At 72.6% G+C, this 24,570-nt stretch carries 19 protein-coding genes; 10 read left to right on the forward strand and 9 right to left on the reverse strand.

The window, feature by feature from the left end; all coding sequences use genetic code 11:
- Positions 1-119 precede the first annotated feature (119 nt).
- Positions 120-1,286 carry an acyl-CoA dehydrogenase family protein gene (locus AW27_RS03990; RefSeq protein WP_052030217.1) on the forward strand — a complete coding sequence of 389 codons (1,167 nt, stop codon included), beginning with the start codon at positions 120-122 and terminating at the stop codon, positions 1,284-1,286.
- 253 nt (positions 1,287-1,539) lie between these two features.
- On the opposite strand, the gene AW27_RS03995 is transcribed toward AW27_RS03990, so the two are convergent.
- Together AW27_RS03995 and AW27_RS04000 are read right to left on the reverse strand one after the other, a co-directional pair.
- Positions 1,540-2,628 (reverse strand): sugar ABC transporter permease, encoded by a 1,089-nt coding sequence (locus AW27_RS03995; RefSeq protein WP_236647460.1) that lies wholly within the window; start codon positions 2,626-2,628, stop codon positions 1,540-1,542.
- The gene (locus AW27_RS04000) at positions 2,625-3,743 is read right to left on the reverse strand and encodes an MFS transporter (RefSeq protein ID WP_037918064.1); all 1,119 of its coding nucleotides are present in this window, start codon (positions 3,741-3,743) and stop codon (positions 2,625-2,627) included. The genes AW27_RS03995 and AW27_RS04000 overlap by 4 nt, the downstream gene beginning before the upstream one ends.
- A 332-nt stretch (positions 3,744-4,075) precedes the next feature.
- On the opposite strand from AW27_RS04000, the gene AW27_RS04005 reads away from it, so the two are divergent.
- The 4 genes from AW27_RS04005 (at position 4,076) to AW27_RS04020 (ending at position 8,119) form a co-directional block, all read left to right on the forward strand.
- Entirely contained in the window at positions 4,076-4,765 is a 690-nt protein-coding gene (locus tag AW27_RS04005; RefSeq protein WP_037916364.1) for a hypothetical protein, read from the forward strand.
- A gap of 241 nt (positions 4,766-5,006) precedes the next feature.
- A complete protein-coding gene (locus AW27_RS04010) occupies positions 5,007-5,705 on the forward strand; it encodes a sigma-70 family RNA polymerase sigma factor (protein ID WP_052030061.1) in 699 nt (232 codons plus the stop codon).
- Between the two features lie 356 nt (positions 5,706-6,061).
- Complete coding sequence (locus AW27_RS04015; RefSeq protein ID WP_370466456.1) at positions 6,062-6,733, forward strand: DUF4142 domain-containing protein; 672 nt, start codon at positions 6,062-6,064, stop codon at positions 6,731-6,733.
- A gap of 9 nt (positions 6,734-6,742) precedes the next feature.
- Positions 6,743-8,119: a DUF1996 domain-containing protein gene (locus AW27_RS04020; RefSeq protein ID WP_037916360.1), complete on the forward strand. Its 1,377-nt coding sequence runs from the start codon at positions 6,743-6,745 to the stop codon at positions 8,117-8,119.
- 495 nt (positions 8,120-8,614) lie between these two features.
- On the opposite strand, the gene AW27_RS04025 is transcribed toward AW27_RS04020, so the two are convergent.
- The gene (locus tag AW27_RS04025) at positions 8,615-9,745 is read right to left on the reverse strand and encodes a PucR family transcriptional regulator (protein ID WP_370466457.1); all 1,131 of its coding nucleotides are present in this window, start codon (positions 9,743-9,745) and stop codon (positions 8,615-8,617) included.
- Positions 9,746-10,508: 763 nt separating this feature from the next.
- Here AW27_RS04025 and AW27_RS04030 point away from each other — a divergent pair.
- The 5 genes from AW27_RS04030 to AW27_RS04050 all read left to right on the forward strand — a co-directional run bounded on the left by AW27_RS04030 (position 10,509) and on the right by AW27_RS04050 (position 16,410).
- Positions 10,509-11,375, forward strand: a complete 867-nt coding sequence (locus tag AW27_RS04030) for a hypothetical protein (RefSeq protein WP_063890542.1) — start codon at positions 10,509-10,511, stop codon at positions 11,373-11,375.
- A gap of 29 nt (positions 11,376-11,404) precedes the next feature.
- Positions 11,405-12,823, forward strand: coding sequence for an NADH-quinone oxidoreductase subunit NuoF family protein (locus tag AW27_RS04035; RefSeq protein ID WP_236647459.1), 1,419 nt, complete (start codon positions 11,405-11,407; stop codon positions 12,821-12,823).
- A gap of 137 nt (positions 12,824-12,960) precedes the next feature.
- On the forward strand, positions 12,961-13,959 hold the full coding sequence (locus AW27_RS04040) for an SCO0930 family lipoprotein (protein WP_037918058.1): 999 nt from the start codon (positions 12,961-12,963) through the stop codon (positions 13,957-13,959).
- A gap of 138 nt (positions 13,960-14,097) precedes the next feature.
- The gene (locus tag AW27_RS04045; RefSeq protein WP_052030060.1) at positions 14,098-14,682 is read left to right on the forward strand and encodes a hypothetical protein; all 585 of its coding nucleotides are present in this window, start codon (positions 14,098-14,100) and stop codon (positions 14,680-14,682) included.
- 153 nt (positions 14,683-14,835) lie between these two features.
- Positions 14,836-16,410 carry an alpha/beta fold hydrolase gene (locus AW27_RS04050; RefSeq protein ID WP_037916351.1) on the forward strand — a complete coding sequence of 525 codons (1,575 nt, stop codon included), beginning with the start codon at positions 14,836-14,838 and terminating at the stop codon, positions 16,408-16,410.
- Positions 16,411-16,424: 14 nt separating this feature from the next.
- Here the strand turns inward: AW27_RS04050 and AW27_RS04055 are convergent, their stop codons facing one another.
- The 6 genes from AW27_RS04055 to AW27_RS04080 all read right to left on the reverse strand — a co-directional run bounded on the left by AW27_RS04055 (position 16,425) and on the right by AW27_RS04080 (position 24,493).
- Positions 16,425-16,877, reverse strand: a complete 453-nt coding sequence (locus AW27_RS04055) for an SRPBCC family protein (protein ID WP_037916349.1) — start codon at positions 16,875-16,877, stop codon at positions 16,425-16,427.
- A gap of 106 nt (positions 16,878-16,983) precedes the next feature.
- Positions 16,984-17,397 carry a PaaI family thioesterase gene (locus tag AW27_RS04060; RefSeq protein ID WP_037918054.1) on the reverse strand — a complete coding sequence of 138 codons (414 nt, stop codon included), beginning with the start codon at positions 17,395-17,397 and terminating at the stop codon, positions 16,984-16,986.
- Positions 17,398-17,443: 46 nt separating this feature from the next.
- Positions 17,444-19,477, reverse strand: a complete 2,034-nt coding sequence (locus AW27_RS04065) for an oxidoreductase (protein WP_037916346.1) — start codon at positions 19,475-19,477, stop codon at positions 17,444-17,446.
- 188 nt (positions 19,478-19,665) lie between these two features.
- Positions 19,666-22,692 (reverse strand): alpha-mannosidase, encoded by a 3,027-nt coding sequence (locus AW27_RS04070; RefSeq protein WP_037916343.1) that lies wholly within the window; start codon positions 22,690-22,692, stop codon positions 19,666-19,668.
- An 86-nt stretch (positions 22,693-22,778) separates the two neighbouring features.
- Positions 22,779-23,621 carry a carbohydrate ABC transporter permease gene (locus AW27_RS04075; protein ID WP_037916340.1) on the reverse strand — a complete coding sequence of 281 codons (843 nt, stop codon included), beginning with the start codon at positions 23,619-23,621 and terminating at the stop codon, positions 22,779-22,781.
- Complete coding sequence (locus AW27_RS04080; RefSeq protein ID WP_052030216.1) at positions 23,618-24,493, reverse strand: carbohydrate ABC transporter permease; 876 nt, start codon at positions 24,491-24,493, stop codon at positions 23,618-23,620. The genes AW27_RS04075 and AW27_RS04080 overlap by 4 nt, the downstream gene beginning before the upstream one ends.
- Positions 24,494-24,570 lie beyond the last annotated feature (77 nt).

Here is a 24,570-nt window from a genome sequence, read left to right on the forward strand (position 1 = left end):
TGCGAGTTCCCGCGAGTTGGCGGCAGCTCGCGCAGCGTTTCGGAAGTCCGCACCAGCACGGGAAGTTCCCGGACAGGAGGAGGCACACAGTGGAAGATCCCCGCACGGACGGCGCCGGAGTGGCGGAGCGGGATCCGGGCGCAGACGCGCCGGTGGAAGCGGTCGCCCGATTCGTCCGGGACCGGGTGTTCCCCCGGGAACCCGTGCTGGACAGGGGCGGGCCCGGGGCCGCCGAGGCCCTGGCGGCACTGCGCGCCGAGGCTCGGGCCGAGGGGCTGTGGGCCCTGCCGCTCCCGGCCGGGCTGGGCGGCGGCGGGCTGTCCTTCGCGGCCTACGCCGGGCTGGCCGAGGCCGAGGGCGCCAGCGACCACGGCCCCGCGGCACTGGGATCCGCCCCGCTGCTCGACGTGACGATGCTGGCGCGGTACGGGCGGCCGGGGGTGCGCACGGCGTACCTGGCGCGGCTCGTCTCCGGGGAGATGCGCACCTGCTATGCCATGACGGAGCCGGGGGTGCCCGGCACCGACCCGTCGCGGACCGCCACCCGCGCCGAACGGCACCCGGACGGCGGCTGGCTGGTCACCGGCCGCAAGTGGTTCACCTCGGGCGTGGCCGGCGCCGACCTGGTGACGGTGATGGCCCGTACGTCCGGGGTGTCCGGAGACCGCGAGGGGCTGTCGCTGCTGCTCGTGCCCACCGGCTCCGCCGGCTTCCGCGTGGTGCGCGAACTCCCCGTGCTGGGCGCCCCGGGTCAGTACGAGATCGCCCTCGACGGGGTGCGGGTGCCGGCCGACCACCTCCTCGGGGAGCCCGGCGATGCCCTGGCCATCGCCGGCGAGCGGCTGCAGCTCGGCCGGACGCTGCGCTGCCTGCGCTGGCTCGGCCAGGCCCAACGGGCCTTCGACCTGATGTGCGAACGGGCCGCCACGCACGGCGGATCCCGCGGGCCGCTCGCCGACCGGCAGCTGGTGCAGGCCCACGTCTTCGACGCCTTGCTCGCCCTGCGCACCACCCGGCCCCTCGTCCGGGAGGCGGTGGCGCTCGTCGCCGCCGGACGGGACGCGCGCACGGAAGTGGGGCTGGCCAAGGTCGCCGCCGCGCGCATGCTCCAGCAGGTCGCCGACTCCGCCATCCAGATCCACGGGGCCGCCGGTCTCGGCCCGGACACGGCACTCCCGTCCCTCTTCCGCACGGGCCGCGCCGCCCGCATCCTCGACGGCCCGGACGAACTCCACATCACCTCGGTGGCCCGCCGCGTCCTGCGCACCTACGGGCCGCCGAGGTAGCCCGCCCGGCCGGTCAGCGCCGGCTCACAGCGTTCCGCGCAGGAGCTCGGCCCCGGCCGCCCGCCGGGCTCGGCGAACGGGGCTCAGGCCATCAGGTACCACGGCGGGCAGGCCCGGGGGCCGTGACCCGGGCTTGACCGGCCGCGCGCGGCGGTCGCTGGGACACCGCGGCGGCGGGGGTTCCGGGCGCGGCCCGCCCGGCCGGGGGCTTCTGGTCCGTGCAGGGGATCACGGTCCTCCTGGCCGCGCGTCCTCAGACCCGGGTGATGTCCACGAGGCCGTGGAGGGCGGACAGGGCGAGGGCCAGGAAGAAGTCGCCCCAGACGAGTTCGTGGCGGACCGCGAGGTGGTGCGCTGCGTCGTAGCAGCCGTCCAGCAGCATGCCGGCCGGGCGGGGGCCGTCGTCCCCGGTGAGGTGGGACCGGGTGAGGTGGTCGAGGATCTCCCCGGCGCGAAGGGCGTACTGCTCCGCGCGGGGGCCCGGTGTGCGGGACAGTTTCAGCAGGGCGACCGCCGTGATCGCTGCGGCCGAGGTGTCGAGGGGGCCGTCCGGGCGGTCGGAGTCGGCCGGCGGAACCGGGCACCCGGTCAGCAGCCCACCGCGCTCGACCAGCAGGGCGGCCGCATCGGTCAACTGGGCGGAGCCGGCCGTCGCGACGGCCGGCCGGAGCAGGGCGTCGGCGACCGCCAGGAGCAGCCAGGCCGGGCCCCGGCTCCAGCCGGGCAACGGCTCCGCACAGGGCCGCCACCGGCCGGTGGCCGCGTCGAAACCCAGGGCGGGCCGGAACCACGGTGCCCCGTCGCCCGGCCTGCCGAGGCAGAGGTCCAGGTGCCGCTGGAGGTGGGACGCCGCCGCGGCCGCCCCGTCCGCTCCGGCGCCGGCGAGGAGCGGCACGGTGCCGGGTACGGCGTCCACCCGGGCGAGCAGGCGGGGGCCGCCCAGGGCGTTGCCCCAGGGCAGGATTCCGAGTTCCGGGTCACAGGCCGAGCGGCAGGCACCGGCCGCCCGGTCGCGGAGGGCAGCGGCCTCCGCGTCGTCGCCGGCCGCAGCGGTCCCGTACCAGAAGATGAGGCCCCGCGTGGCGGTGTCGGCCCCGATCCACGGTTCGAGGCGGGCCGTGCAGGCCGCGGCGGCCCGCCGGTCGGGACCGGCTCCGGTGTACCGCGCCCTCAGCCACAGCAGTCCGGCCCAGAAGCCCCCGGTCCACGAGCCGCGGCCGGTCGTGGTCCACCGCCCGTCGGCGGGATCCGCGTACAGCGGGAAGCGCACCCCCACCTCGGACCCGGTCACCGCCACCCGCTCCATGACCGCCGCCAGTGCCCGGCCGGTCCGCGCGCTCACACCGCACCTCCGCGCCGGTCCCGTACCGCCCAGAGGAGCGCGACGGCCGCGGCCGCCGCGAACTCCGCCGCCACCAGGAGCCAGCCCGGTCCGTAGCGTCCGTTCTGCGCGAGCAGCCCGAACAGCGGCGGGCCCAGCGCGAATCCGGCGAAGAAGCCGGACGCGACCAGCGCGGAGTCCTGTCCGGCCCGTCCGGGGGCGGCCCGCTGGAGGACCAGCACCATCGAGACGGCGTTGCCCGAGACGGCGAACACCCCTACGGCGACGGCGCCGACCCACACCAGCGGGCCCGCCACGAGTGCGGCCCCCAGCAGGGCGGCCGCGCCCAGCGCGCCGCACGCGAGCCAGCCGGGGAGCCATTCGGCGCGGCCGGGCCGGGCCGCCCTGGACCAGCCCACCCGGCCGGCGATGCCGGCCACACCCAGTACGGCGACCAGGGCGCCCGCCGCCGTCGGCCCCATGCCCAGGCGTTGCGCGCCGAAGAGGGCGAGGTAGGTGTTCACGGAGGCGATTCCCGCACCGAGGAACAGCGAAAAGGCGGCCAGCCAGGCCACCATCCCGCGCGGGGCGAACGAAGGCCGCGGGCCGGCCGGTGGCGGCGGAGGGTCCGCGGGAAGGACCCGCAGCGCCCACAGTCCGGTGAGCAGCGCCGCCGCGGCGCCCGTCCAGACCGCGCCGCGCCAACCGATGCCGCCTGCCAGGGCCGCCAGCGGAGCCCCCGCCGCAAAGGCGCCCAGTTGCACACCGGACTGCTTGAGGCCGGTGACGGCGCCCCTCCGGGCGGGCGGAACGGCGCGCAGCACGGCTTTGTTGGTGGCCGGGTTGGCGAGCGCCTGCGGTACGCCCCCGAGTGCGACGGCGCCCAGCAGCAGGCCGGCACCCGGGGCGGCGCCGATCAGGGCGAGCGCCGCGGCGGACAGGAGGAGGAGCACGACGAGAGAGCGCCGGGGCCCGATCCGGTCCACGATCCGGCCGCCCGCCGGGGAGAGCGCGGCGGCGGTTCCGAAACCGATGGTGGTGGTCAGACCCAACAGGGCCGGGGTGAGGCCCAGTTCCGCCACGAGGCGCGGACCGAGCGCCCCGAGGAGGAACAGTTGCAGCATCGAGAACGCCATGGCGCAGGTCAGAAGCGCCGTCAGCCGCCGTCCCCCGGTGCCGTCCTGCTCCGCCGGCGATGCCGTCGCCGCTCCCTCCGACGCCACAAAGTCTCCTTTCCCCGGACGTTGAACCGCATGGCCGACCGGGTAGGCAGTCGGGTGGAGCAGCGGGCCGGTTCCCGTTCTCCGCTGTGCCCTGCACCACACGAGGCGGGCGGCCCGGCTGTGACACGGTCGGCTCGCGGAAACTTGTCCGGAAGTGCGTACCCCGGTGTGCGGCTCGGGAGGCCGGTGCGAGGATGAGCCCCGCCATGGAGCCGGTCCGCTGTTTACGCGCCCTACGGGCTGCGATGTTCGCAGCCCTCTGCGTGCTGCTCGCGGCCACCGGTCACCTGCTCATGTCGGGTACGGCGGTGCCCTGGTGGGCGTTCTGCCTCGGGTTCACGGGGGCGGCGACGACGGCCTGGTCCCTCGCGGACCGTGAGCGCGGCATCCTCGCCGTCACGGGGGCCGCCGTCGCCGTCCAGGCGGTGCTGCACTCGGGGTTCTCCCTGGCCCAGTCCCTCGCCCAGCCCCTCCCGCAGACGCTGCCCCGGTCCTCGGCTCCGTCCGTCGGTCTGGCGGCCGCACCGGCCACAACCGTGCCTGCGGGAGCGGCCCTTCACGCGCACCACGCCGGGCACGGGACGGCCGACGCCCTGTCCGCACCGGCCGCCGTGCACATGGCGGGCGGTGGGCACCAGGCCTCCGCCGTGCCGATGGTGCTCATGTCCCCGGCCGGGATGCTGCTCGCCCACCTGCTGGCCGCCGTACTGTGCGGCCTGTGGCTGGCCCACGGCGAACGCGCCCTCTTCCGCGTGGTGCGCGCCGTGGCCGCCCGGCTGCGGACCCCGCTGTGTCTGCTGCTGCGCCCGGCCGCGGTCGCGCACCGGCCGCGCCCGCGGGTGCGCCGGGCGCGCCGTACGCGCGCACCGCGGCAGCTGTTCCTCGTGCACGCCATCACATCGAGGGGTCCGCCGACGGCGACCGCTGTCCTCTGACAGCTGGACACCCGAGCCGCCCCGGCATCCGCGACCGCGTTCGCGACGGCTCTCGCTCACGCCTCGCACGCCTTGCACGCCTCGCACGCACCTGACGCAACTGACACGCCTCGTGCACCGCATGCACGCGTGGATGCCGCGCCTCGGGCCCTCGGCCATGCCCTGCGGCAGGCCGTGCCCTTCACCGGTCCCGCCCGCTCACGCGGCACCGGACTCCCCTTGCACATAAGGACCTTTGGCGATGACTCCTGCCCTGACGACCTCCCCGTCCCGTACCGCCGGCGCGCGTTCCGCCCGGCACACCGAGGACTCCGACGCCGAGGTGACCCGGCTGGCGCTCGCCGCCCGGGACGGCGACCCCACGAAGACGGACCGGTTCGTGCGCGCCCTCCACCGCGATGTCTGGCGCTACGTCGCCTATCTGAGCGCGGATGCCCAGGCCGCCGACGACCTCACGCAGGACGTGTTCCTGCGGGCGCTGGCCGGCCTGCACCGCTTCGAGGGCCGCTCCTCCGCCCGTACCTGGCTGCTGTCCATAGCCCGGCGGACCGTGGTGGACAGCCTGCGCCACGCCGCCGCACGGCCGAGACTGTCGGACCGCTGCGACTGGCAGACGGCCGCCGAACAGGCCCAGCCGTACGACGTGCCGGGTTTCGAGGACGGCATCGCGCTGGCGGAACTGCTGGCCGCGATCCCGGCCGAGCGCCGGGAGGCCTTCGTGCTCACACAGTTGCTGGGGCTCCCCTACGCGGAGGCGGCCGAGGCGGTCGGCTGCCCGATCGGCACGGTCCGCTCTCGGGTGGCCCGGGCGCGCACCTCGCTCCTGGCGCTCCTGACGGACCCTCACACGGCCGCACCGGACCAGGTGGCCCAGGCCGCGCAGGGCCGGCGGACCCCGAGCGGGACGCGCGCCGCGGTGCTCGCGGCTTCGGCCGCCTGATCCGGGACGGGCCCGGCGGGGGCGGCGGCGCGCCGTTCCCGGCCGGGGCCGAGCCGGTCACCGCGCGGGTACGGGTGGCCGCGTGTCTCTCCGCACGACCGCGTGGCGGCAACGGCCGTCTGCCGTGCGGCGCCTGCATCGGAGGGCACAGGGGCGGAGCGCGGCAAGATATCAGCCTTTCCGGGAGTCGCCGGAGTGTTTATCCGATGGTGATGTCCTCCGGCAGGGGTGTGGCGCCGGGCACTACCGTCCGGTGACACCCCCGGGAATGCGGGTGTCGCACCGCACCACGCTTGCGGAACCTCCCTGCCCCGCCACCTCCCGGCCCCACGGAGCAAGGAGGCACTTTGCTGTCAGTGCAGCGGAGAAACACCCGAGGCTGGTCGATGGCCACCCGGTACTCGATCGCCAGCGGTGTCGTCATCACCGCGCTCGCGCTCACCCTGATCGCCCTGCTGGTCCCCGTGGACAAGTTCGGCAGCCGGGCGACGGCCGCCACCGCGGCGGTTCCGGCCGATGCCGACGACGGCCTGGGAACGGTGAGCACGGCATACGGGCCGCTGACCGCCGCGGACCGCGACTTCGTCCGCAAGGTCCGTCTCGCCGGGCTGTGGGAGCTGCCCGCCGGGCGGCAGGCCCAGCAACGCGGGACGCGGCCCGCTATCCGTACGGCCGGGGACCACCTCGTCGACGGCCACACCGACCTGGACCGGCAGGCCATCCAGGTCGGCCAGGCCCTCGGCATCGACCTTCCCAACCAGCCCTCCGCGCAGCAGCAGGACTGGTTGGGCCAGCTGAACCGCGCCAAGGGGGAGGAGTACGAACGGCTGTTCACCCAACTGTTGCGCCGGGCGCACGGAAAGGTGTTCTCCCTGCTGGCCGGGATCCGGGCCCAGACCCGCAACTCCATGGTGCGAGCCCTCGCCACGTCCGCCAACGCCACGGTCCTGGACCACATCACGGTCCTGGAGGACACCGGTCTGGTCGACTTCGACGGGCTCTCCGACAATGTCCCACCGACGAAGTGAAGTGATCGCATGAGTCCAAAGAGCCACAAGCGCGCCCGGTTGTCGACCAAGATCGTGGGAGTGGTCTCCGCGCTCGTGCTGGGCGGCGGCGGGGTCGCCGTCGTCGCCGGCAACGCCTCCGCGGGCCAGGACGGCAGCCGCAAGGCACAGTTGACGACCACCATCGACTGCCCCGACGTGGGCGAGAAGCTCACGGCCGTACCCGAGCAGGCCAAGGCCGAGGTCGACACGAACCTGGCCAAGCTGGACGACCAGGTGGCCGACGCCTACCGACGGCTCGCCTCCGGCCAGGCACAGGGCAACGCCCTGCTCGGCGAGTTGAAGCAGAAGCGGGAACAGACCATCAAGGTCATGTCCGACGCGATCGACCGGGCCGGTGACCCCCCGAAGGAGATCGCCTCGCTGAGCTCCTGCCAGATGAAGAAGGCGCCGGCCGAGGAGGACGGCGGAGGCGGAGCGGCGGCGCTGGCCTCGGACGCCAAGTCGTCCGCGGCCGGCAAGAAGGGCGCCCCGGCGAAGAGCGACTTCGTCAACATCACCAAGGTCCGCCCCAACGTCCGCGCGCCCCGGGCGCAGAACGGCGCCTCCAAGGGCTCCTTCAGCGTGAACTGCGGCCGCAACGAGAACGGCCACTTCAACCCCGACAACGTGATCGTCGCCCCCGGTGTGTCCAACGGCGCCCACCACATGCACGACTACGTGGGCAACGTGTCCACGGACGCCTTCTCCACGAACGGCAGCCTCGCCCGGGCCGGCACCACCTGCGGCAACGGCGACCAGTCCACCTACTACTGGCCCGTCCTGCGGCTGCGGGACGGCAGGGCCGAGCGGGACGCGCAGGCGCCCGGCGGCGGGCAGGACGGCAACGTCGGCACGATCCTGAAGCCCAAGCAGGTCACGATCACCTTCAAGGGCAGCCCCCAGGGCCAGGTCAAGGCCATGCCGCGGTTCCTGCGGATCATCACCGGTGACGCCAAGGCCTTCACCAACGGCAATGCCAACGCCAACGCGTCGTGGAGCTGCACCGGATTCGAGGACCGCCAGCTGAAGGACAAGTACCCGATCTGCCCCAAGGGCAGCGACGTGGTGCGCACCTTCTCGTTCCAGAGCTGCTGGGACGGCCGGAACACCGACAGCGCCAACCACCGCACGCACGTGGCCTTCGCGGACCGCAACGGCCGCTGCCAGAAGGGCTTCACCGCCATCCCGCAGCTGGTGCAGCGCATCGTGTACCGGGTGCAGCCGGGCTCCCGGATCGCCGTGGACAGCTTCCCGGAGCAGCTGCACAAGCCGGTGACCGACCACGGAGACTTCATCAACGTGATGTCGAACGGCCTGATGAACAGGGCCGTCAACTGCATCAACAGCGGGCGCAACTGCCGCTGACGCTCGCGGCCGGTTCACCCCCCTTCGCCCCCGGGGCGGGCGCTCCCCTCTTCTCTCCCCCGCGCCCGCCCCGGGAACGGTGTTGGTCCGAAGCCCCTTCGGACCAACACCGTTTTCGTGTGTCCGGCCACGGTACGGGGCAGCCCTGGTGAGGCTGCGGCATCGCTGGCCCGTCGCCCGCCCGGTCCGCGGCCCGCCCACCCCGGCACAGGCACAACCGCCATCCGCACACCGCCGCCTGCCGCCTGCCGCCTGCCGCTCACCAGGCCACCCGGCCACCCGGCCACCCGGCCAGCCACCACGCGCCGGCGAACGGATCGACGGTGACGTGCCCCCGGCCGTATGCGCGGGCACGAAGAGGCCCGGCCCGGCCCCGTGGGTACGGGGCCGGGCCGGGCCGGTGTGGTGCGGAGTTCGGGTCGGGGGTTGTTCAGAGGGGGTGTGGGTTCGGGGGTTCAGGGGTTCAGGGGTGAGGTTGTGCGGGGGTTCGGGGGTTCAGAGTCCGTTGACGCGGGCCATGCGGCCGACGACGAGGGGGGTGAAGTCCGCTTGGATGACCCGGGCCGTCCTGCGGGTCACGCGGGAGTGCTGACGCCGCACCTGTGCCATCAGGCGGCGGCTGCGCAGGGCCATCTCCAGTTCGAACCGGGTCCGCGGGTCACGCAGTCCGGTTCCGAAGAGCTTCTCCAGCTGGCGCATGCGGTACCGCACGGTCTGCGGGTGCACGCTGAGGGCCTTGGCCGCTTCGGGCGCGCCTCCGCCCTCGAGCCAGGCGAGCAGGGTCACCTCCAGCCGCTCGCTCTGCCGCGGTGTCAAGTCCGCGAGGGGTCGCAGCCAGCGGGCGGCCAGGGCGTGGGCCAGGGGTTCGTCCTGGAGCAGGAGCAGCGTCGAGAGGTGGTCGTCGACGAAGACGGCCCTGGGTTCCATGCCGGGTCGGCTGGGGGTCAGACCGGCCAGGCGCAGCGCCCAGCGCAGGGAAGAGGCCGTGTCCCGGATCGGGACGGCGTGTCCCACTGCAGCGAACCGGCCGCGCAGCAGGTGCTCCAGCGGTCCGCGGTCATCCTGCTCAGGGCTCGGGACCAGCAGGCACGGCCGGCCCGCGAACATCCCGACGAGGGCGTCCTCCAGGACGCCCGCCAGTTGCTGTGCCTCGCCGGGCGTGGCCGGAACGATGGCCCGCACGGCCAGCGGGAGGGGCCATCCGGCCGCCTCGGCGAGCTCGGTGAGGGAGCTGTCGGACGCGACGCGGTCGTCGGTGAGGGTCCTGAAGAGCTCCTGGCGGGCCCGTTCGCCCGGACGGGCTTCTTCACCGTTCTCCTCCTCGGTTCCCATCCGGGTGTTGTCCCGGACGCGTTTGAGGACCGGCTGACGGATCCCTTCGCGGGACCCGGGACGGACCTCCTCGCGGATGTCGCCGCGCCGGCCCTCGTGCGTGATCTCGCACTCGTCCGTGTATGTCGCCTCCCTGCTGACGGCCCTGCCGCGGCCTGCGCGTGCGGCCTCGGTTTCGGCCTGGGTTTCGGCCTCGGTTTCGTCCTGGTTCTCTGCCTGGTCCTGGCAGTCGTCCGGTGCTTGTTCCCGGGATCGTTCCTGGTAGCCGAGCGTGGTGAGGAGTGCCTCTTCCACCAGTTGCCGGAACAACTCTGCGTCAATGGCATCGTTGTCATCGACAAGTGCGGAAAATTCCGGAATTCCATGCAGAAGCTCCTCCACTATCTCGGCAGCCAGCGCGGGGAGTTCCCTGCGCAGGACGCGCGTCCACTCGCCTCGGGGGCGGGACCAGATGCGGTTCAGAAGTTCGCACATCGTTTTCCTCGTTCGTGCCGGGGTGAGGCTTGCCCGGGGAAGAGCGGCAAGCCCGCCGAGGTTGCCCCCCGCGTCAACATCGTTGCATGACACGGGAGTTGCGGCCCTCGTACTCCCTCCTGGAGAGGTCCGGCCGCCTATCGTCCCGGGACTTTGCCTTCTTTTTGCTGTCCGGGACGCGTAGGTGGCGGGCGGCGCGGTGGCCTGTTGCAACCTCCGCTGGAGGGGAATCTTCCGGTGTTGTTCGATGCGCCGGAGACGGGCTGCGAGAAATTATCACGTTTCGATAAATCCTGTGGAGCTGATGTGACGCTCCACGATGCTGCTGCACTCCGGCCCCAAGTTCCCTCGGCCGGCGCGGAGTTTCACAGCGCGGCCGGGCAGAGACGACAACGACCCCCGGGTTCCGAGCGCCAGGTGGAGTGCTCGGTACCCAGGCGCACAGGAGACCTGGATGCCCTTGCCCCAGCCGCACATGCCTCGCCCGCACAGGGCCCGCCGTAAAAGCCGACACGCGGCATCGGCTCCGGCAGCGGGACGGAGGGCCGCCCGGCGGCCCTCCCTTTTGCCGACCCCCGGACGGATGAGTCCGGGCGCGCTCTGCGCCGTCGGCGCGGCCATCGTCTCCATCACCGTGGCCGCCCGCGCGGGCGCCTTCACCCAGTTCTGGGACTTCCTCGACTTCGGGGCAGGCGTGCTCTCGCTCGTCTCGCTCACCTCCACCGTGCTGTGGGGGCTGATCTCCACCGACCGACTGCTGCTGAAATCGGGGCACCGGCTGCTGGCCCAGGGCGTGCACCGCGGCCTGGCCGTGTCCGGGCTCGGCTTCCTGGCCCTGCACATCTGGGTCAAGATCGCGGGGCAGCGGACGACCGCCTCGGCGGCGGTGGTGCCCTTCACCGACATCGGACAGCCCGTGCTGATCGGTCTCGGCAGCCTGGCCGGATACCTCTTCGTCGCGGTCGCCGTCTCCGGCGCGGTGCGCAGCGCGTTCGCCACCAAGGGCCGCTCCCTATGGTGGCGCGCCCTGCACTTCGCCGCCTATCCGGCCTGGGGTGCCTCGCTGGTGCACGGGCTGAAGGCGGGCCGCGCCGCCGACCTCTATGTAACGGTGTCGTACGCGCTGTGCCTGCTCGGCGTCGCCGGCATGTTGGCCTTCCGGATCAGGTCCAGGACGAGTGAGTCACCGACCAGGCCCCCCGGAACGGCGAGTACGCAGCAACTGCCCGTCGTGGCCGCGGTCCCCCGGCAGCGACGGGAGTCGCGCGCACGGGCGTCGGGCGCGCGGGAGAAGTTCACCGGGCCGGCCGCGCCGCCCACGGACGACCAACCCGCTCTGACGGCCGTGTACGCGGCCGACCCGGCCGGCTCCTCCATGGACGCCGGCTTGGGCATGGGCACCGCCGGCATGGACGGGGACCAGTTCGCCACCCGCGAGTGGCGGCTGTGAGCGGCTTCACGCGCCCCAGCCTCGGCTGCGTGGGCGCCCCCAGACTGCTGGCCGGGCTCGATCAGGCCCCTCGGCTCGACCGCGTCGCCCATCTGACCACGCACGGCCAGCTACCGCGCTACCGGCCGGACGAGCTCGTCGACCTCGCCGAGAACATCGACTTGCGGGGACGCGGCGGGGCCGGGTTCCCCTTCGCCCGGAAACTGCGTGCTGTCATGCGCGCGGCCGAGGGCCGCGACACGGGAACCGCGGTGGTCGTCAACGCCAGTGAGGGCGAACCGAGTTGCCTCAAGGACAAGGCTCTGCTGCTGCACGTCCCGCACCTGGTGCTGGACGGGGCCCTGCTGGCCGCCGCCGCGGTCGGCGCCGAGGACGTCGTCATCGGCGTCACCCGGCCGGACGTGGAGCAGTCGCTCCGCGCGGCCGTGGCGGAACGCGGTCCCGCCGGCCGTCAGGTGCGGGTGCAGGCGCTGCCCGAACGCTTCGTGACGGGTGAGAGCACCTCCATGGTCAACGGCCTGAACGGGGGGCCGACGCTGCCTTCGGGGCAGAAGATCCGGACCAGCGAGCGGGGCCTGGGCGGCATGCCCACCCTGTTCTCGAACACCGAGACCTACGCCCAGCTCGCCGTGGCGGCACGGATCGGCGCGCTGGACTTCCGGGCGGTCGGCCTGCCCTCCGAGCCCGGCACCGTGATGCTGACCATCGCCGGCCGCACGGTCGTCGAGGCGCCGCTGGGGACCCCGCTGGCGTACGTCCTGGAGCTGTGCGGGCTGGATCCCGGCCAGGGTGTCCTGGTGGGCGGTTACCACGGCAAGTGGCTGGACCCGGGGTCCGCCCGTATCGCCGACCTGTCCCGCGGTTCCCTCGCGGCCTTCGACGCGGTGCTGGGGGCGGGGGCGGTACTGCCCCTGCCGGAGGACACCTGCCCGGCGGGCGAGGTGGCACGGGTGACCCGCTGGATGGCGAACGAGACGGCCGGTCAGTGCGGCCCCTGCTTCCGGGGGCTGCCCGCGCTGGCCGACGTGATGGAGGACGCGGTGAGGGGCGGGGGCAGAACCGCGCTGGAAACGATCGAGGCCCGGATGAAAGTGGTGCGGCGCCGCGGTGCGTGCAGCCATCCCGACGGCACCGCGGCGTTCGTCGCCTCGGCGCTCGCGGCGTTCCCGGACGAGTTCCGCGACCACGCCCTCGGCAGCGGCTGCGGCCGGCGAGTGGTGGGGGCGCTGCCCCTTCCCGAGGACGAGACCCCGGAGGAACGGCTGGTGGTGGACTGGACCCTGTGCAGGGGACACGGACTGTGCGTGGACATCCTCCCCGACGTCGTACGGCTCGACGCGGACGGCTACCCGTCCCAGGCGTCCATGCCGGTACCGGCGCAGTTGCGGCAGAAGGCCCAGCGCGCGGTGCGGCGCTGCCCCGCGCTGGCGCTGCGCATCCAGGACTGAACCAACTGCACCGGGTTCAATGTTGGCGCGATCTGACAAATTCCCAGGGAGATTGACATTCTCCGACAGCGGCCCCGTAGAAATTACCCAGGGCACGAGAACGCGAATCCTGACCTGAAGGAGAGATCGTGAAGAAGATGCGTCGTGGAGTATTCGCCGGGTCGGCCGTCGCGGTATTGATGCTGACCGCCGCTTGTGGCAGCGGCGAGAATTCCGCGGGAAAGCAGGATTCGGTCCAGCCGGTCGGCGACAGCAAACAGGCGGGCTCCGGTTATGACGGATACGGGGGCGGCTCGGGCGCCGTACCGGCCGCCGACACGGTCAAGAACGGCCCGGCCGGAGAGCTCAAGGTGGAGGCCAACGCGCAACTGGGGTCGACCGTCACCGACAGTGCGGGCTTCACGCTCTACCGGTTCGACAAGGACACTCCCAAGCCCCCGAAGTCCACCTGTGAGGGGGACTGCGCTGCGGTCTGGCCGGCGGTCTCCGCGGATGACGCCTCGGCGGGCGAGGGCATGGACAAGAGCCTGCTCGGATCGGTCGAACGGGCCGACGGGACCAAGCAGCTGACCCTGGCGGGCTGGCCGGTGTACCGCTACGCCAAGGACACGAAGCCGGGCGACACGCTCGGCGAGGGCGTCGGCGGGACCTGGCACGTGCTGGCGCCCGACGGGAAGCCGGCCAAGGCGGGCGGCGGGTCCGGCGCCGACCCGAGCGCGGGCGGCGGAGCGGGCGCGCCCGCGGGTGAGGCCGGCGGCCAGAACGAGGCGCAGGCCGATCCGGTCGGGGTCAACCGGAACACGAAGCTCGGTGCCATCCTCACGGACGCGGAGGGCCGCACCCTGTACCGGTTCGACAAGGACAGCGCCTGGCCGATGAAGACCAACTGCCTCGGCGCCTGCCTGAACACGTGGAAGCCCGCCAAGGCCGTCGACAAGGAATTGGTGAAGGGAATTCCCGCGGAATTGGTGGGAACGTTCAAGCGGCCTGACGGCACCGAACAGCTGACGATCGACTGCTGGCCGGTGTACACCTTCACCGGGGACAAGGAAGCCGGCGACATCAACGGACAGGGCAAGCAGGGCGTCTGGTTCGCGGTCTCCGACAAGGGCAAGAAGGTGACGGCCACCGGATGAGGCCGTGAAGCCCGCCCCCAAAGGACTTTCCGCGCCGCACAGCACCGAACAGCACGACACCCCCTGAACGCGTGGTGCCCGGGCCCCTCCCCTCCCGGGCACCACGACCCCTTTTCCCGATCAGTCCGTGAGGTCCGCATGCCGACCACCGACCGCCCCGCTCCCCGGATCCGCCCGTCCGCCGCCGTCGCCGCGGTGTGCGTCACCGTTCTGCTGTCCGGAGGGTGCGCGGGGCACGCGGCCGTGCCAGCCTCCGCGGAGGCGGGCACGCCCGGCACCTCGATCGAGGAGATCGCGAAGGCCATCGGGTGCACCGCCGAAGTCAGCGTGGAGGCGGAAGAGTTGCGGCAGGGGGGCTGTGAGACCGGGCAGGGCGCCTACCGCATGGCCACCTTCGCCGCCCGGGACGGTGCGCGCGCGTGGCTGGACGAGGCCCGGGCGTACGGCGGGATCTACCTGGTGGGCGACCGGTGGGTCGTCACCACCCAGTCCGCGGACGCCCTGAACGCGCTCCGCGAACGGCTCGGCGGCTCCGTCGAGACGGGCACCGCGCACCACGCGCCGGCCTCCGGGAGCACGGGGCCCTCCGCGCCCGACGCGGCCCCGGAGGGGAGCGCGGCCCCCTCCGCAGGCATGCCCTCCGGGGCCGCACACACTGGCCCCTCCGAACACACTGGCCTCTCCGAGCACTCGGGCCACTCGACTCCCGCCGCGGGCGGTTGAGTCGGGTCCGCGCGGAGGCGGCGTGTCGGCCAGTGTCCTGATGTGGGCTCATTCGCGAGGAGCACAAGGACCTCCCCTCCGGGGATGATTCGGCCGGGGTACCGGGTGCAACAAGGTGGACTCGTACGCGACTTCACCGAAAGGAACGGCTCCGTGCGCCTGAAACGCCTCGCACCGCTGCTCGCCGCCGCCGGACTCATCGCCACCGGTGTGCCCCTGCTGACCGCACCGCAGGCCGCCGCGGCTCCCGCGGCCGACCATCTGCGGCAGAAGCCCGCATGGCAGCGGTGCAGCCCCGACCGGCCTGCCTCGTACGAGTGCGCCACGCTGAAGGTCCCGCTCGACTACCGGCGTCCCGACGGCCGCACGATCGACATCGCGATATCCAGGATGAAGAGCGAGAACCCCGCCAAGCGGCACGGCGTCCTGCTGCTGAACCCCGGTGGCCCCGGTGGTGAGGGGCTCGACCTGCCGCTGCTGATGAGCTCGGCGATGCCCCAGGAGGTGCGGGACACCTACGACCTGATCGGTTTCGACCCACGCGGGGTCGGCGCCAGCAGCCCCATCACCTGCGGGCTGAACGACGCCGAGCAGCCCTTCGACCGCGCCTACCGTCCGGAGACCTTCCCCTCCGACGTGGCATGGGCCCGCACCGTCGCCGACAAGTGCCGCGAGAAGGCCGGCGCCGTGCTGCCGCACATCACCACCCGCAACACGGCCCGCGACATGGACACCATCCGCGCGGTGCTCGGCGAGGGCCGGATCTCGTACCTGGGCTACTCGTACGGGACTTACCTCGGCGCGGTGTACTCGCAGATGTACCCGGAGCGCACCGACCGCTTCGTGCTCGACAGCGGGGTGGACCCGCAGCGCATCTGGCGCGGGATGATCCAGGTGTGGGCCACCGAGGCCGAACCCGCGTTCGCGCGGTGGACGCGGTGGGCGGCGGAACGGTCCGAGCAGTTCGGGCTGGGCGACGACCCGAAGGCGGTCTCCGCCACCTTCTGGGGGCTGGTGGAGCGCGCCGACCGGGAGCCCATCGACTTCGAGGGCTCGAAGGTCACCGGCGACATGATCCGGTCCGCGCGCGGGGTGTTCTTCTACCCGGCGCAGGCCACACCGCTGGTCGCGGCCCTGAAGGCCGCCTCCGAGGGCAGGGCGCCGGCGGCGGGCACGGACACCCGGGAACTGAAGCTGCGGCTCCTCGGCCGGACGGCCGAGGAGCCGGCCTCGGACAACAGCACGGCCGTCTTCTGGGCCGTGGTCTGCGGGGACACCGGCACCTGGCCCCGGTACACCGAGCAGTACGAGCGGGACGCGGCGAAGGACAAGACGAGGTACCCGCTGTACGGGGACTTCGCGTCCAACATCAAGCCGTGTGCCTTCTGGGACCGGCCGGTGGAGTCGGCCACCCCGATGCGCAAGCGGGCGAACGTGCTGACGGTGCAGAACGAGTGGGACTCGCAGACCCCGCTCACCAGCGGTGAGGGCCTGCACAGGGCGCTCAAGGGCTCGCGGATGGTGCTGGCCAAGGGCGGTGAGGGCCACGGTGTGTACCTCTTCGACGCCGCGTCATGCGCCAACGCCCTGGTCCATGCCTACCTGGCCACGGGAAGGCTGCCCGCCCAGGACGTGACCTGCGAGAACCCGACGGAAGCCGGCGCCGAGCGCCGCGGAACCGCTCCGGCGAAGCCGCTGCCTCTCCCCCGGCTGCCCGGGCGGTTCTGACCCGGCCCCGAGGTTCAGCTCGTAAGGGACGCCTCCGCGGCAGCCTTGATGCGGCGGCCGAAGTCGGGGGCGTCCTTGCGGGCCGCGCCCGCCGCGATGCCGACCAGGAGCTTGCCGAGGCCGTGGCCCTCCAGCGTGTTGAAGATCCGGACCCGGGTGCGCCCGCCGGGCAGGGACGCGAGGTCGTAGCCGCCCTCCGCGGTGATCAGGTTGCGGCTCTGCTCCGTCCAGCGGATCAGATACGGCGGGTCGAAACCGGTGATGCGGAACTCACGGGCCGTCTTCATCCCGGCGTCCTTGACCGTGCTGCGGAAGACGGTGCCGAGCGCGGTGGGGCCGTCGGGGGTCTTGGTGATCTGCTGCACGCGCGGACTGAAGTCGGGGTCGTTGCGTCCGTCGGCGAGGTAGGTGAAGACCTGCTCGACCGGCCGGTCGATCTCGATGCTCGCCTCGAACTGTCCGGACATGTCCGCTCCTCGGTGCGACTACCCGTGCCATGCTCCCAGACCCGCGGGCGGCGCGCGCGCCGAGTGCCCCGATGCCCCGGCCCCGCGGTGTGCGCACCGCCGCGGTTCAGCCCAGGAGGGCGTGGACCGTGGAGGCGGTGGCGGCCGGCTCGTCGGCGCCCTCCGGGGTCAGGGTGATGTCGGCGAAGGCCATGCGCTTGCCGAGCTTGGTGACCCGCACGTGGATCAGTACGTCGGCGTCGATCACCGGGCGCTGGAAGCTCGTCGACTGCTGGACGGTGGTCATCGGGCCGTATCCGCCGCGTGCGGCGCAGATCGCGAGGACGGTGGCGGTGTCGGCTGCGGCCATCATGGCCTGCCCGCAGAGGGCGCCGCCGTCCCGCGCGAGGGCGGCGGACCAGGGCAGCCGCAGGACGGCGTGCCGCTCGCCGGTCTCCTGGACGGTCAGCCCGAGGGCCAGCACCCAGGGCGCGAAGTTGTCGGCGAGGATCTTGTCTGCGTCTGCGGGAGAGAACGTCACCGGGAGATTGTGGCGGCCCGGCCGGACCGCCACAATCCCCTTTCGGTCAGAGCTTCGCGGCCAGTTCGGTTCCCTGGCGGATGGCCCGCTTGGCGTCGAGCTCGGCCGCCACGTCGGCGCCCCCGATCAGGTGGGCCTCGACGCCGGCCGCGCGCAGGGCCTCGTACAGGTCGCGCCGCGGCTCCTGGCCGGTGCACAGGACGACCGTGTCGGCGGGTACGAGGCGCTGCTCGCCGCCGACGGTGATGTGCAGGCCCTCGTCGTCGATGCGGTCGTAGGAGGCACCTGCGACGGAGACGACCCCGCGGTGCTTGAGCTCGGCGCGGTGGATCCAGCCGGTGGTGGTGCCGAGGCCGGCGCCGACCTTGGTGGCCTTGCGCTGGAGCAGGTGGACCTGGCGCGGCGGGGCGGGGCGCTCGGGGGCCGTGAGCCCGCCGGGTCCGGTGTACGCGGTGTCGACGCCCCAGTGGCGGAAGTAGACGTCCGGGTCCTGGGAGGCTCCCTCGCCGCTGTCGGTGAGGTACTCGGCGACGTCGAAGCCGATGCCGCCGGCTCCGACGACGGCGACGCGCTCGCCGACGGGGGCGCCGTCGCGCAGCACGTCGAGGTAGCTGACGACGTTGGCGTGGTCCACGCCCTCGATGTCGGGGGTACGGGGGGTGACGCCGGTGGCGACGACGACCTCGTCGTAGCCCTGGAGGGTCTCGACGTCGGCGCGGGTCTCCAGCCGGACGTCGATGTCGTGGGCGTCGAGCCGGTTGGCGAAGTAGCGGATGGTCTCCTCGAACTCCTCCTTGCCCGGGATGCGGCGGGCGATGTCGAGCTGGCCGCCGATGTGGGCGGAGGACTCGAAGAGGGTGACGGCGTGGCCGCGTTCGGCGGCGGAGACGGCGCAGGCGAGGCCGGCCGGGCCGGCCCCGACGACGGCGACGCGCTTCTTCAGCTGCGTGGGCGACAGCACGAGCTCGGTCTCGTGGCAGGCTCGCGGGTTGACGAGGCAGGTGGTGATCTTGCCGCTGAAGGTGTGGTCCAGACAGGCCTGGTTGCAGCCGATGCAGGTGTTGATCGCCTCGGGGCGGCCGGCCTCGGCCTTGGCGACGAAGTCTGCGTCGGCCAGGAAGGGGCGGGCGAGGGAGACGAGGTCGGCGCGGCCGTCGGCGAGGATCTCCTCCGCCTTCTCGGGGGTGTTGATGCGGTTGCTGGTCACGAGCGGGACGGAGACCGCGCCCATCAGCCGCTTCGTGACCCAGGTGTAGGCGCCGCGGGGCACGGAGGTGGCGATGGTGGGGATGCGCGCCTCGTGCCAGCCGATCCCGGTGTTGATGATGGTGGCGCCCGCCGCCTCGATCTCCTTGGCCAGGTGGACCACCTCGTCGAGGGTGGAGCCGCCCGGGATGAGGTCGAGCATGGAGAGGCGGTAGACCAGGATGAAGTCCTCGCCGACCGCCTCGCGGGTACGGCGGACGATCTCCAGCGGGAAGCGGACCCGGTTCTCGTAGGACCCGCCCCAGCGGTCGGTGCGCCGGTTGGTGGCGGCGGCGATGAACTCGTTGATCAGGTAGCCCTCGGATCCCATGATCTCGACGCCGTCGTAGCCGGCGAGCCGGGCGAGGCGCGCGGCGCGGACGAAGTCGTCCACCGTCTGCTCGACCTCGGCGTCGGAGAGCTCGTTCGGGACGAAGGGGCTGATGGGGGCCTGGATGGCGCTGGGCGCGACCAGGTCCTTGTGGTAGGCGTACCGGCCGAAGTGGAGAATCTGCATCGCGATTTTCCCGCCCTCGGCGTGCACGGCGTCGGTGATCACGCGGTGCTCGGCGGCCTCCTCCTCGGTGGTGAGGCGGGATCCGCCCTCGAACGGGCGTCCGGCGTCGTTCGGTGCGATGCCGCCGGTGACGATGAGGCCGGCGCCGCCGCGGGCGCGCTCGGCGTAGAAGGCGGCGAGGCGCTCGAAGCCGCCCTCGTGCTCTTCGAGGCCGGTGTGCATCGACCCCATGATCACGCGGTTGGGCAGGGTGGTGAAGCCGAGGTCCAGGGGGCTCAGCAGGTGCGGGTACCGGCTCTGGGAACTCTGCGGATTCATCGGGGTGTGCCTCCTCGCGCGGGGTGATGAACCTGTTCTAGCGAGGGCGCGCACGTTTTGCAACTAGGTGCATAAACAGGCGCGGGCCGTCGGGCCCGGCTTTCCCGGACCGTCGGGCCCGGGACGCACGCGTCTGTGGCGGACCTCACGCCGCCGGGCGCCCTGCTGCGCACCGCACCGGCAGCCGGTCAGGCGCGGCGGAGGCGGAGCGTCAGGATCTGGAAGGGGCGCAGGCTCAGGGTGACCGTGCCGTCCGGCGCCGGGGGCGAGACGGCCGTGCCCGCGAGGGGCCGTTCCAGCAGGTCGCTCTCGACCGCCTCCGCAATCGGGAAGCCCGCCGTCAGGGTGGCCGTGGCACGGCCGCCGCGGGATTCGTAGAGGCGGACGATCACGTCGCCGCCACGGTCCTCGGCGAGTTTGACCGCCTCGACCACCACCGCGTCCTCGTCGACCGCCAGCAGCGGGGCGACCGGTCCGGCGCCGTGCACGGTGCGCTCGGGCAGGTTCAGCGCGTGGCCCTCGCGGACCGCGTCCCCGATCCCCGCGCCGGGCGCGAGGGAGAACCGCAGGGTGTGGGCACCCTGGTCGGTCTCCGGGTCCGGATAGCGCGGGGCGCGCAGGAGGGAGAGCCGTACGGTGGTGGTCTGGCCGCCATCGGCCCGTACGTCCCGGGTCACGTCGTGCCCGTAGGTGGAGTCGTTGAGCAGGGCGACCCCCCAGCCGGGCTCCTCCGCATGGATCCAGCGGTGGGCGCAGATCTCGAACTTGGCCGCCTCCCATGAGGTGTTGGTGTGCGTGGCCCGGTACACGTGCCCGAACTGGGTCTCGGACGCGGTCCGGTCGGCCTTCACGTCCAGGGGGAAGGCCGCCTTCAGGAACGTCTCCGTCTCGTGCCAGTCGACGTCCGTGACGATGTCGACCGTCTTGGCGCCGGCCCGCAGGGTGATCCGCTGGACCACTCGGGACCGCCCGAAGGAGCGGGTCACCCGTACGGTCGCCGACCGCGGTCCGCTCTCGGCGACGTCCAGGCCGTCCAGCCCGACGAGGTCGGTGACGTTGTTGCGGTAGAAGGCGTCGACGTCCCAGGCGTCCCACATGTTGGGGAAGTCGGGGTGGATCTGGAGCAGGTTCGCGGCAGCCCCCGGGGCGACGGTCTCGCGACGCGCCTCCAGGTCGTAGACGGAGACGATCAGGCCCCGGCCGTCCATCTCCACCAGCAGCCGGCCGTTGGCCAGGACGTGCCCGCCGCCGTGCCGCTCCTCCACGGTGACCGGTTCCGGCGGCTGCGGCGCCGGGTGGGCCGCCCCGCCCGCCGGAACACCGCGGCGGGCGTAGGGGGCGCAGTTGAAGACCAGTTCCTCGGCGCCCTCCCCCGCCAGCGCCCGCTGCGCGCCGAGGGTGATGCCCCGGAGCTCCTCGGCCACCCGAACGTACGTCTCGCGGGCCTCGCGGTGCACCCAGGCGATGGAGGAGCCCGGCAGGATGTCGTGGAACTGGTGGAGCAGCACCGTCTTCCAGATCCGCTCCAGGTCCTCGTACGGGTAGGCGTACCCGGCCACTCGTACGGCGGCGGTCGCCGCCCACAGCTCGGCCTCGCGCAGCAGGGATTCGCTGCGCCGGTTGCCCTGCTTGGTCTTGGCCTGGGAGGTGTAGGTGCCGCGGTGCAGCTCCAGGTAGAGCTCACCGGCCCAGACGGGTGCGTCCGCGTACTCGGCGCGGGCCTTCTCGAAGAAGACGTCCGGCCGTTCGATCTCGATGCGCGGGGAGCCTTCCAGGTCGCGCTGGCGCCGGGCGCGGGCGAGGTGCTCGCGGGTGGGGCCGCCACCGCCGTCGCCCCAGCCGAAGGGTGCCAGGGAGCGTGAACCCCGGCCCTTCTCACGGTAGTTGCGGGCGGCGTGGGCCATCTGGGCGCCGCCGAGATCGGAGTTGTAGGTGTCGACGGGCGGGAAGTGCGTGAAGACGCGGCTGCCGTCGATTCCCTCCCACCAGAAGGTGTGGTGGGGGAACCGGTTCACCTGCGACCAGCAGATCTTCTGGGTCAGGAACCACCGGGAGCCGGAGAGCTTGACGATCTGCGGCAGGGCGGCGGTGTAGCCGAAGGAGTCCGGCAACCAGACGTTGTGCGTGTCGATGCCGAACTCGTCGAGGAAGAACTTCTTGCCGTAGAGGAACTGGCGGGCCATCGCCTCGCCGCCGACCATATTGGTGTCGGACTCCACCCACATGCCGCCGACCGGCACGAACTGCCCGTCCGCGACCTTCTTCTTGACCCGCTCGAACAGCTCGGGCCGGTGGGTCTTGATCCAGTCGAGCTGCTGCGCCTGCGACATCGCGAAGACGAAACCGGGGTGTTCGTCCATGAGGTTGACCATGTTGGACGTGGTGCGGGCGACCTTGCGGACCGTCTCGCGCAGCGGCCACAGCCACGCGGAGTCGATGTGCGCATGGCCGACCGCGCTGATGCGGTGCGCGGAGGCGTGGGCGGGGGCGGCGAGGACTCCGGCCAGGCGGGCGCGGGCGGCGGCCGCGGTGCCGGGCACGTCGGTCAGGTCGACCGTGTCCAGGGCGTCTCCGAGAGCGTGCAGGATCGTGTGGCGGCGGGTGTCGTCGACGGACAGCTGCATCATCAACTCGTAGAGCACGTCCAGGTCCTGGACCAGTTCCCAGACCTCGGTCTCGAAGAGGGTGAGGTCCATCCGGGCGAGGCGGTAGAGGGGCCGGTCGTCACTGGTGCGCGCGTCCCCCTCGTAGGAGGGTCGGTGCTCGACGAGGACGGGGTTGGAGGCGGCCTCGACGTACCATTCGATCCGCTCGCCGCCCTCGGCGCGGTCAGCCACGCGCACCCAGTCGTTGTACGGGTTGAGGGCCTTGATCTCGCTGCCGTCGGCCCGGTGGACCAGGCCCTCGCACTGGAAGCCGGGCATCATCCGGTCGAAGCCGAGGTCGAGGACGGCCTCCACGGTTCGGCCCGCCCAGCCGGCGGGGACGGTTCCGGTGACCTTGAACCAGGTGGTGCCCCAGGCCGGGCCCCACGCGTCGCCGGGCGCGCAGGGCTGGTAGGGCGCCGCCAGGCCCTCGGCGACGGGGACGGGCTCGCCCGGGGCGTCCCAGCGCTCGACGGTCAGCGGGAGCGAGCTGGAGTGGACGGCGGGCTTGATGCGCTCGTGGAGCACCCGGCGGAGGCGGTGTTCGGTGATGCCGCGGTCGTCATGCATGGCAGCTGCTCCCGGAGGTGGTGGTCGGTCGGTACGGGGGTCCGCAGTCGGTGCGTCGGGCCTGCTGGTTCGTCGGAGGGTCCGGTTCAGAGCTTGACGGCTCCCTCGCCCACGCCCTTGAAGAAGAAACGCTGGAGGGCGAAGAAGAGGAGCACCATGGGAAGCAGCGCGGCCATCGCGCCGGCGGCGATGAGCCGCTGGTCGTTGACGGTGGTGGCGCCGGCCAGGGTCTTCAGGCCGAGCTGGAGGGTGTAGTGGTCGCTGTCGGTGAGGACCAGCAGGGGCCACAGGAAGTCGTCCCAGGCGCCCATGAAGCTGGTGATGCAGACGACCGCCAGGGCTCCTCTGGCGGAGGGGACGAACACCCGGGTGAAGCGGGTCCACTCGCCCGCCCCGTCCAGCACGGCGGCCTCCTCGACCTCCCTGGGCACGGCGAGGAAGGCCGCCCGCATGATCATGATGTTGAGCACGGAGACCGCTCCGGGCAGCCAGACGCCCACGAGGGTGTCGATCAGGCCCATCTCGCGGATCGTGAGGAACATCGAGATCATCACGGACTCGAAGGGGAACATCAGGGTCGCGACGAGGACGGTGAAGACGACCTCGCGGCCCTTCCAGCCGGCGCGGGAGAGGGCGTACCCGCCCATCGCGGCGAAGAGCATGTTCGAGGTGACCGCGAGGACCGCGACGACGAGGGTGTTGCCGACGTACTGCAGCAGGGGGAAGGACTCCGCGACGCGGACGTAGTTGTCGAGGGTGGGCTGCGTGGGCAGCACGCCGTCGTACACGTTCTCGGTACGGCCGCGGATCGAGGTCAGGAACTGCCAGACGATCGGGCCCAGCATGACCACGAGCACGAGCAGCAGGGTGCCGTAGCGGGCGGCCGGGCCGAGCCGGCGGCGGGCGCGGCCGGAGGATGCCGGGCTCATCCCTCGTCCCCCTTCGTCAGACGGCGGCCCAGCAGACTGAAGACCAGGGTGAGGAGGAACAGCAGGATCGAGACGGCACTGGCGTAGCCGGTCTCGCCGGAGAAGCCGAGGCCCACCTGGCGGATGAGGAAGGGCAGGGTGCGGGCCCCGCCGCCGGGCCCTCCGCTCTCGCCGCCGAGGATGTAGATCTCGGTGAAGACGCGCAGGGCGGAGATGGCGGAGAGGGTGCCGACCAGCAGCATCATCGGCTTCACCTGCGGGACGGTGATGCTGAAGAAGCGGCGGACGGGACCGGCGCCGTCGATCGCGGCGGCCTCGTGGAGGGAGGCGGGAACGTTCCCGAGGGCGGCCAGGTAGAAAACCATGTAGTAGCCGAGGCCCTTCCACACGGTCACCATCATTGCGGAGAACAGCAGCATCGTGCTGTCCGTCAGGAACGGGACCGGCTCGGAGACCAGGCGGAGCCGCTGGAAGACGGTGTTGACGAGGCCGTCGCTGCGCAGGACCCACTGCCACATCAGCCCGACGACCACGGCGGAGGCGATCACCGGGGTGTAGAAGGCGGAGCGGAAGAAGCCGATCCCGGGGATCCGGGCCTCGACGAGTACGGCGAGGGCCAGCGGCAGGACGACCAGGCAGGGCACGACCACCAGGAGGTAGAGGACGCTGTTGCCGGTCGCCACCCAGAAGTCGGGGTCGGCGAGGGCCCGCCGGTAGTTGTCGAGGCCGACGAAACCGCCACCGCGCAGGATCCGGGCATCGGTGAAGGAGAGGACGACGGTGTTGACGAACGGCCAGAGGCTGAACAGCAGCACCATCGCCAGACCGGGCGCGAGGAAGAGGTACGGGGTCCACCGGCTGCGGTGCGGCAGACCGGTGTCGGCCTCCGTGGACCGCAGCGGTGCTCGGCCGCGGCGCGGGTCCGCCTCGGGCGGGCGGGTACCGACGG

It is taken from the genome of Streptomyces sp. PCS3-D2, assembly GCF_000612545.2.
Classification (GTDB): Bacteria; Actinomycetota; Actinomycetes; order Streptomycetales; family Streptomycetaceae; genus Streptomyces.

What these genes read in the sequence shown, in the direction of transcription:
- AW27_RS04020 (WP_037916360.1), top strand. Translation starts at nt 6,743, where the DNA reads ATGAGTCCAAAGAGCCACAAGCGCGCCCGGTTGTCGACCAAGATCGTG.
- AW27_RS04075 (WP_037916340.1), bottom strand. Translation starts at nt 23,621, where the DNA reads ATGAGCCCGGCATCCTCCGGCCGCGCCCGCCGCCGGCTCGGCCCGGCC.
- AW27_RS04000 (WP_037918064.1), bottom strand. Translation starts at nt 3,743, where the DNA reads ATGGCGTTCTCGATGCTGCAACTGTTCCTCCTCGGGGCGCTCGGTCCG.
- AW27_RS04040 (WP_037918058.1), top strand. Translation starts at nt 12,961, where the DNA reads ATGCGTCGTGGAGTATTCGCCGGGTCGGCCGTCGCGGTATTGATGCTG.
- AW27_RS04030 (WP_063890542.1), top strand. Translation starts at nt 10,509, where the DNA reads ATGAGTCCGGGCGCGCTCTGCGCCGTCGGCGCGGCCATCGTCTCCATC.
- AW27_RS04070 (WP_037916343.1), bottom strand. Translation starts at nt 22,692, where the DNA reads ATGCATGACGACCGCGGCATCACCGAACACCGCCTCCGCCGGGTGCTC.
- AW27_RS04005 (WP_037916364.1), top strand. Translation starts at nt 4,076, where the DNA reads ATGTTCGCAGCCCTCTGCGTGCTGCTCGCGGCCACCGGTCACCTGCTC.
- AW27_RS04045 (WP_052030060.1), top strand. Translation starts at nt 14,098, where the DNA reads ATGCCGACCACCGACCGCCCCGCTCCCCGGATCCGCCCGTCCGCCGCC.
- AW27_RS04010 (WP_052030061.1), top strand. Translation starts at nt 5,007, where the DNA reads ATGACTCCTGCCCTGACGACCTCCCCGTCCCGTACCGCCGGCGCGCGT.
- AW27_RS04065 (WP_037916346.1), bottom strand. Translation starts at nt 19,477, where the DNA reads ATGAATCCGCAGAGTTCCCAGAGCCGGTACCCGCACCTGCTGAGCCCC.
- AW27_RS04055 (WP_037916349.1), bottom strand. Translation starts at nt 16,877, where the DNA reads ATGTCCGGACAGTTCGAGGCGAGCATCGAGATCGACCGGCCGGTCGAG.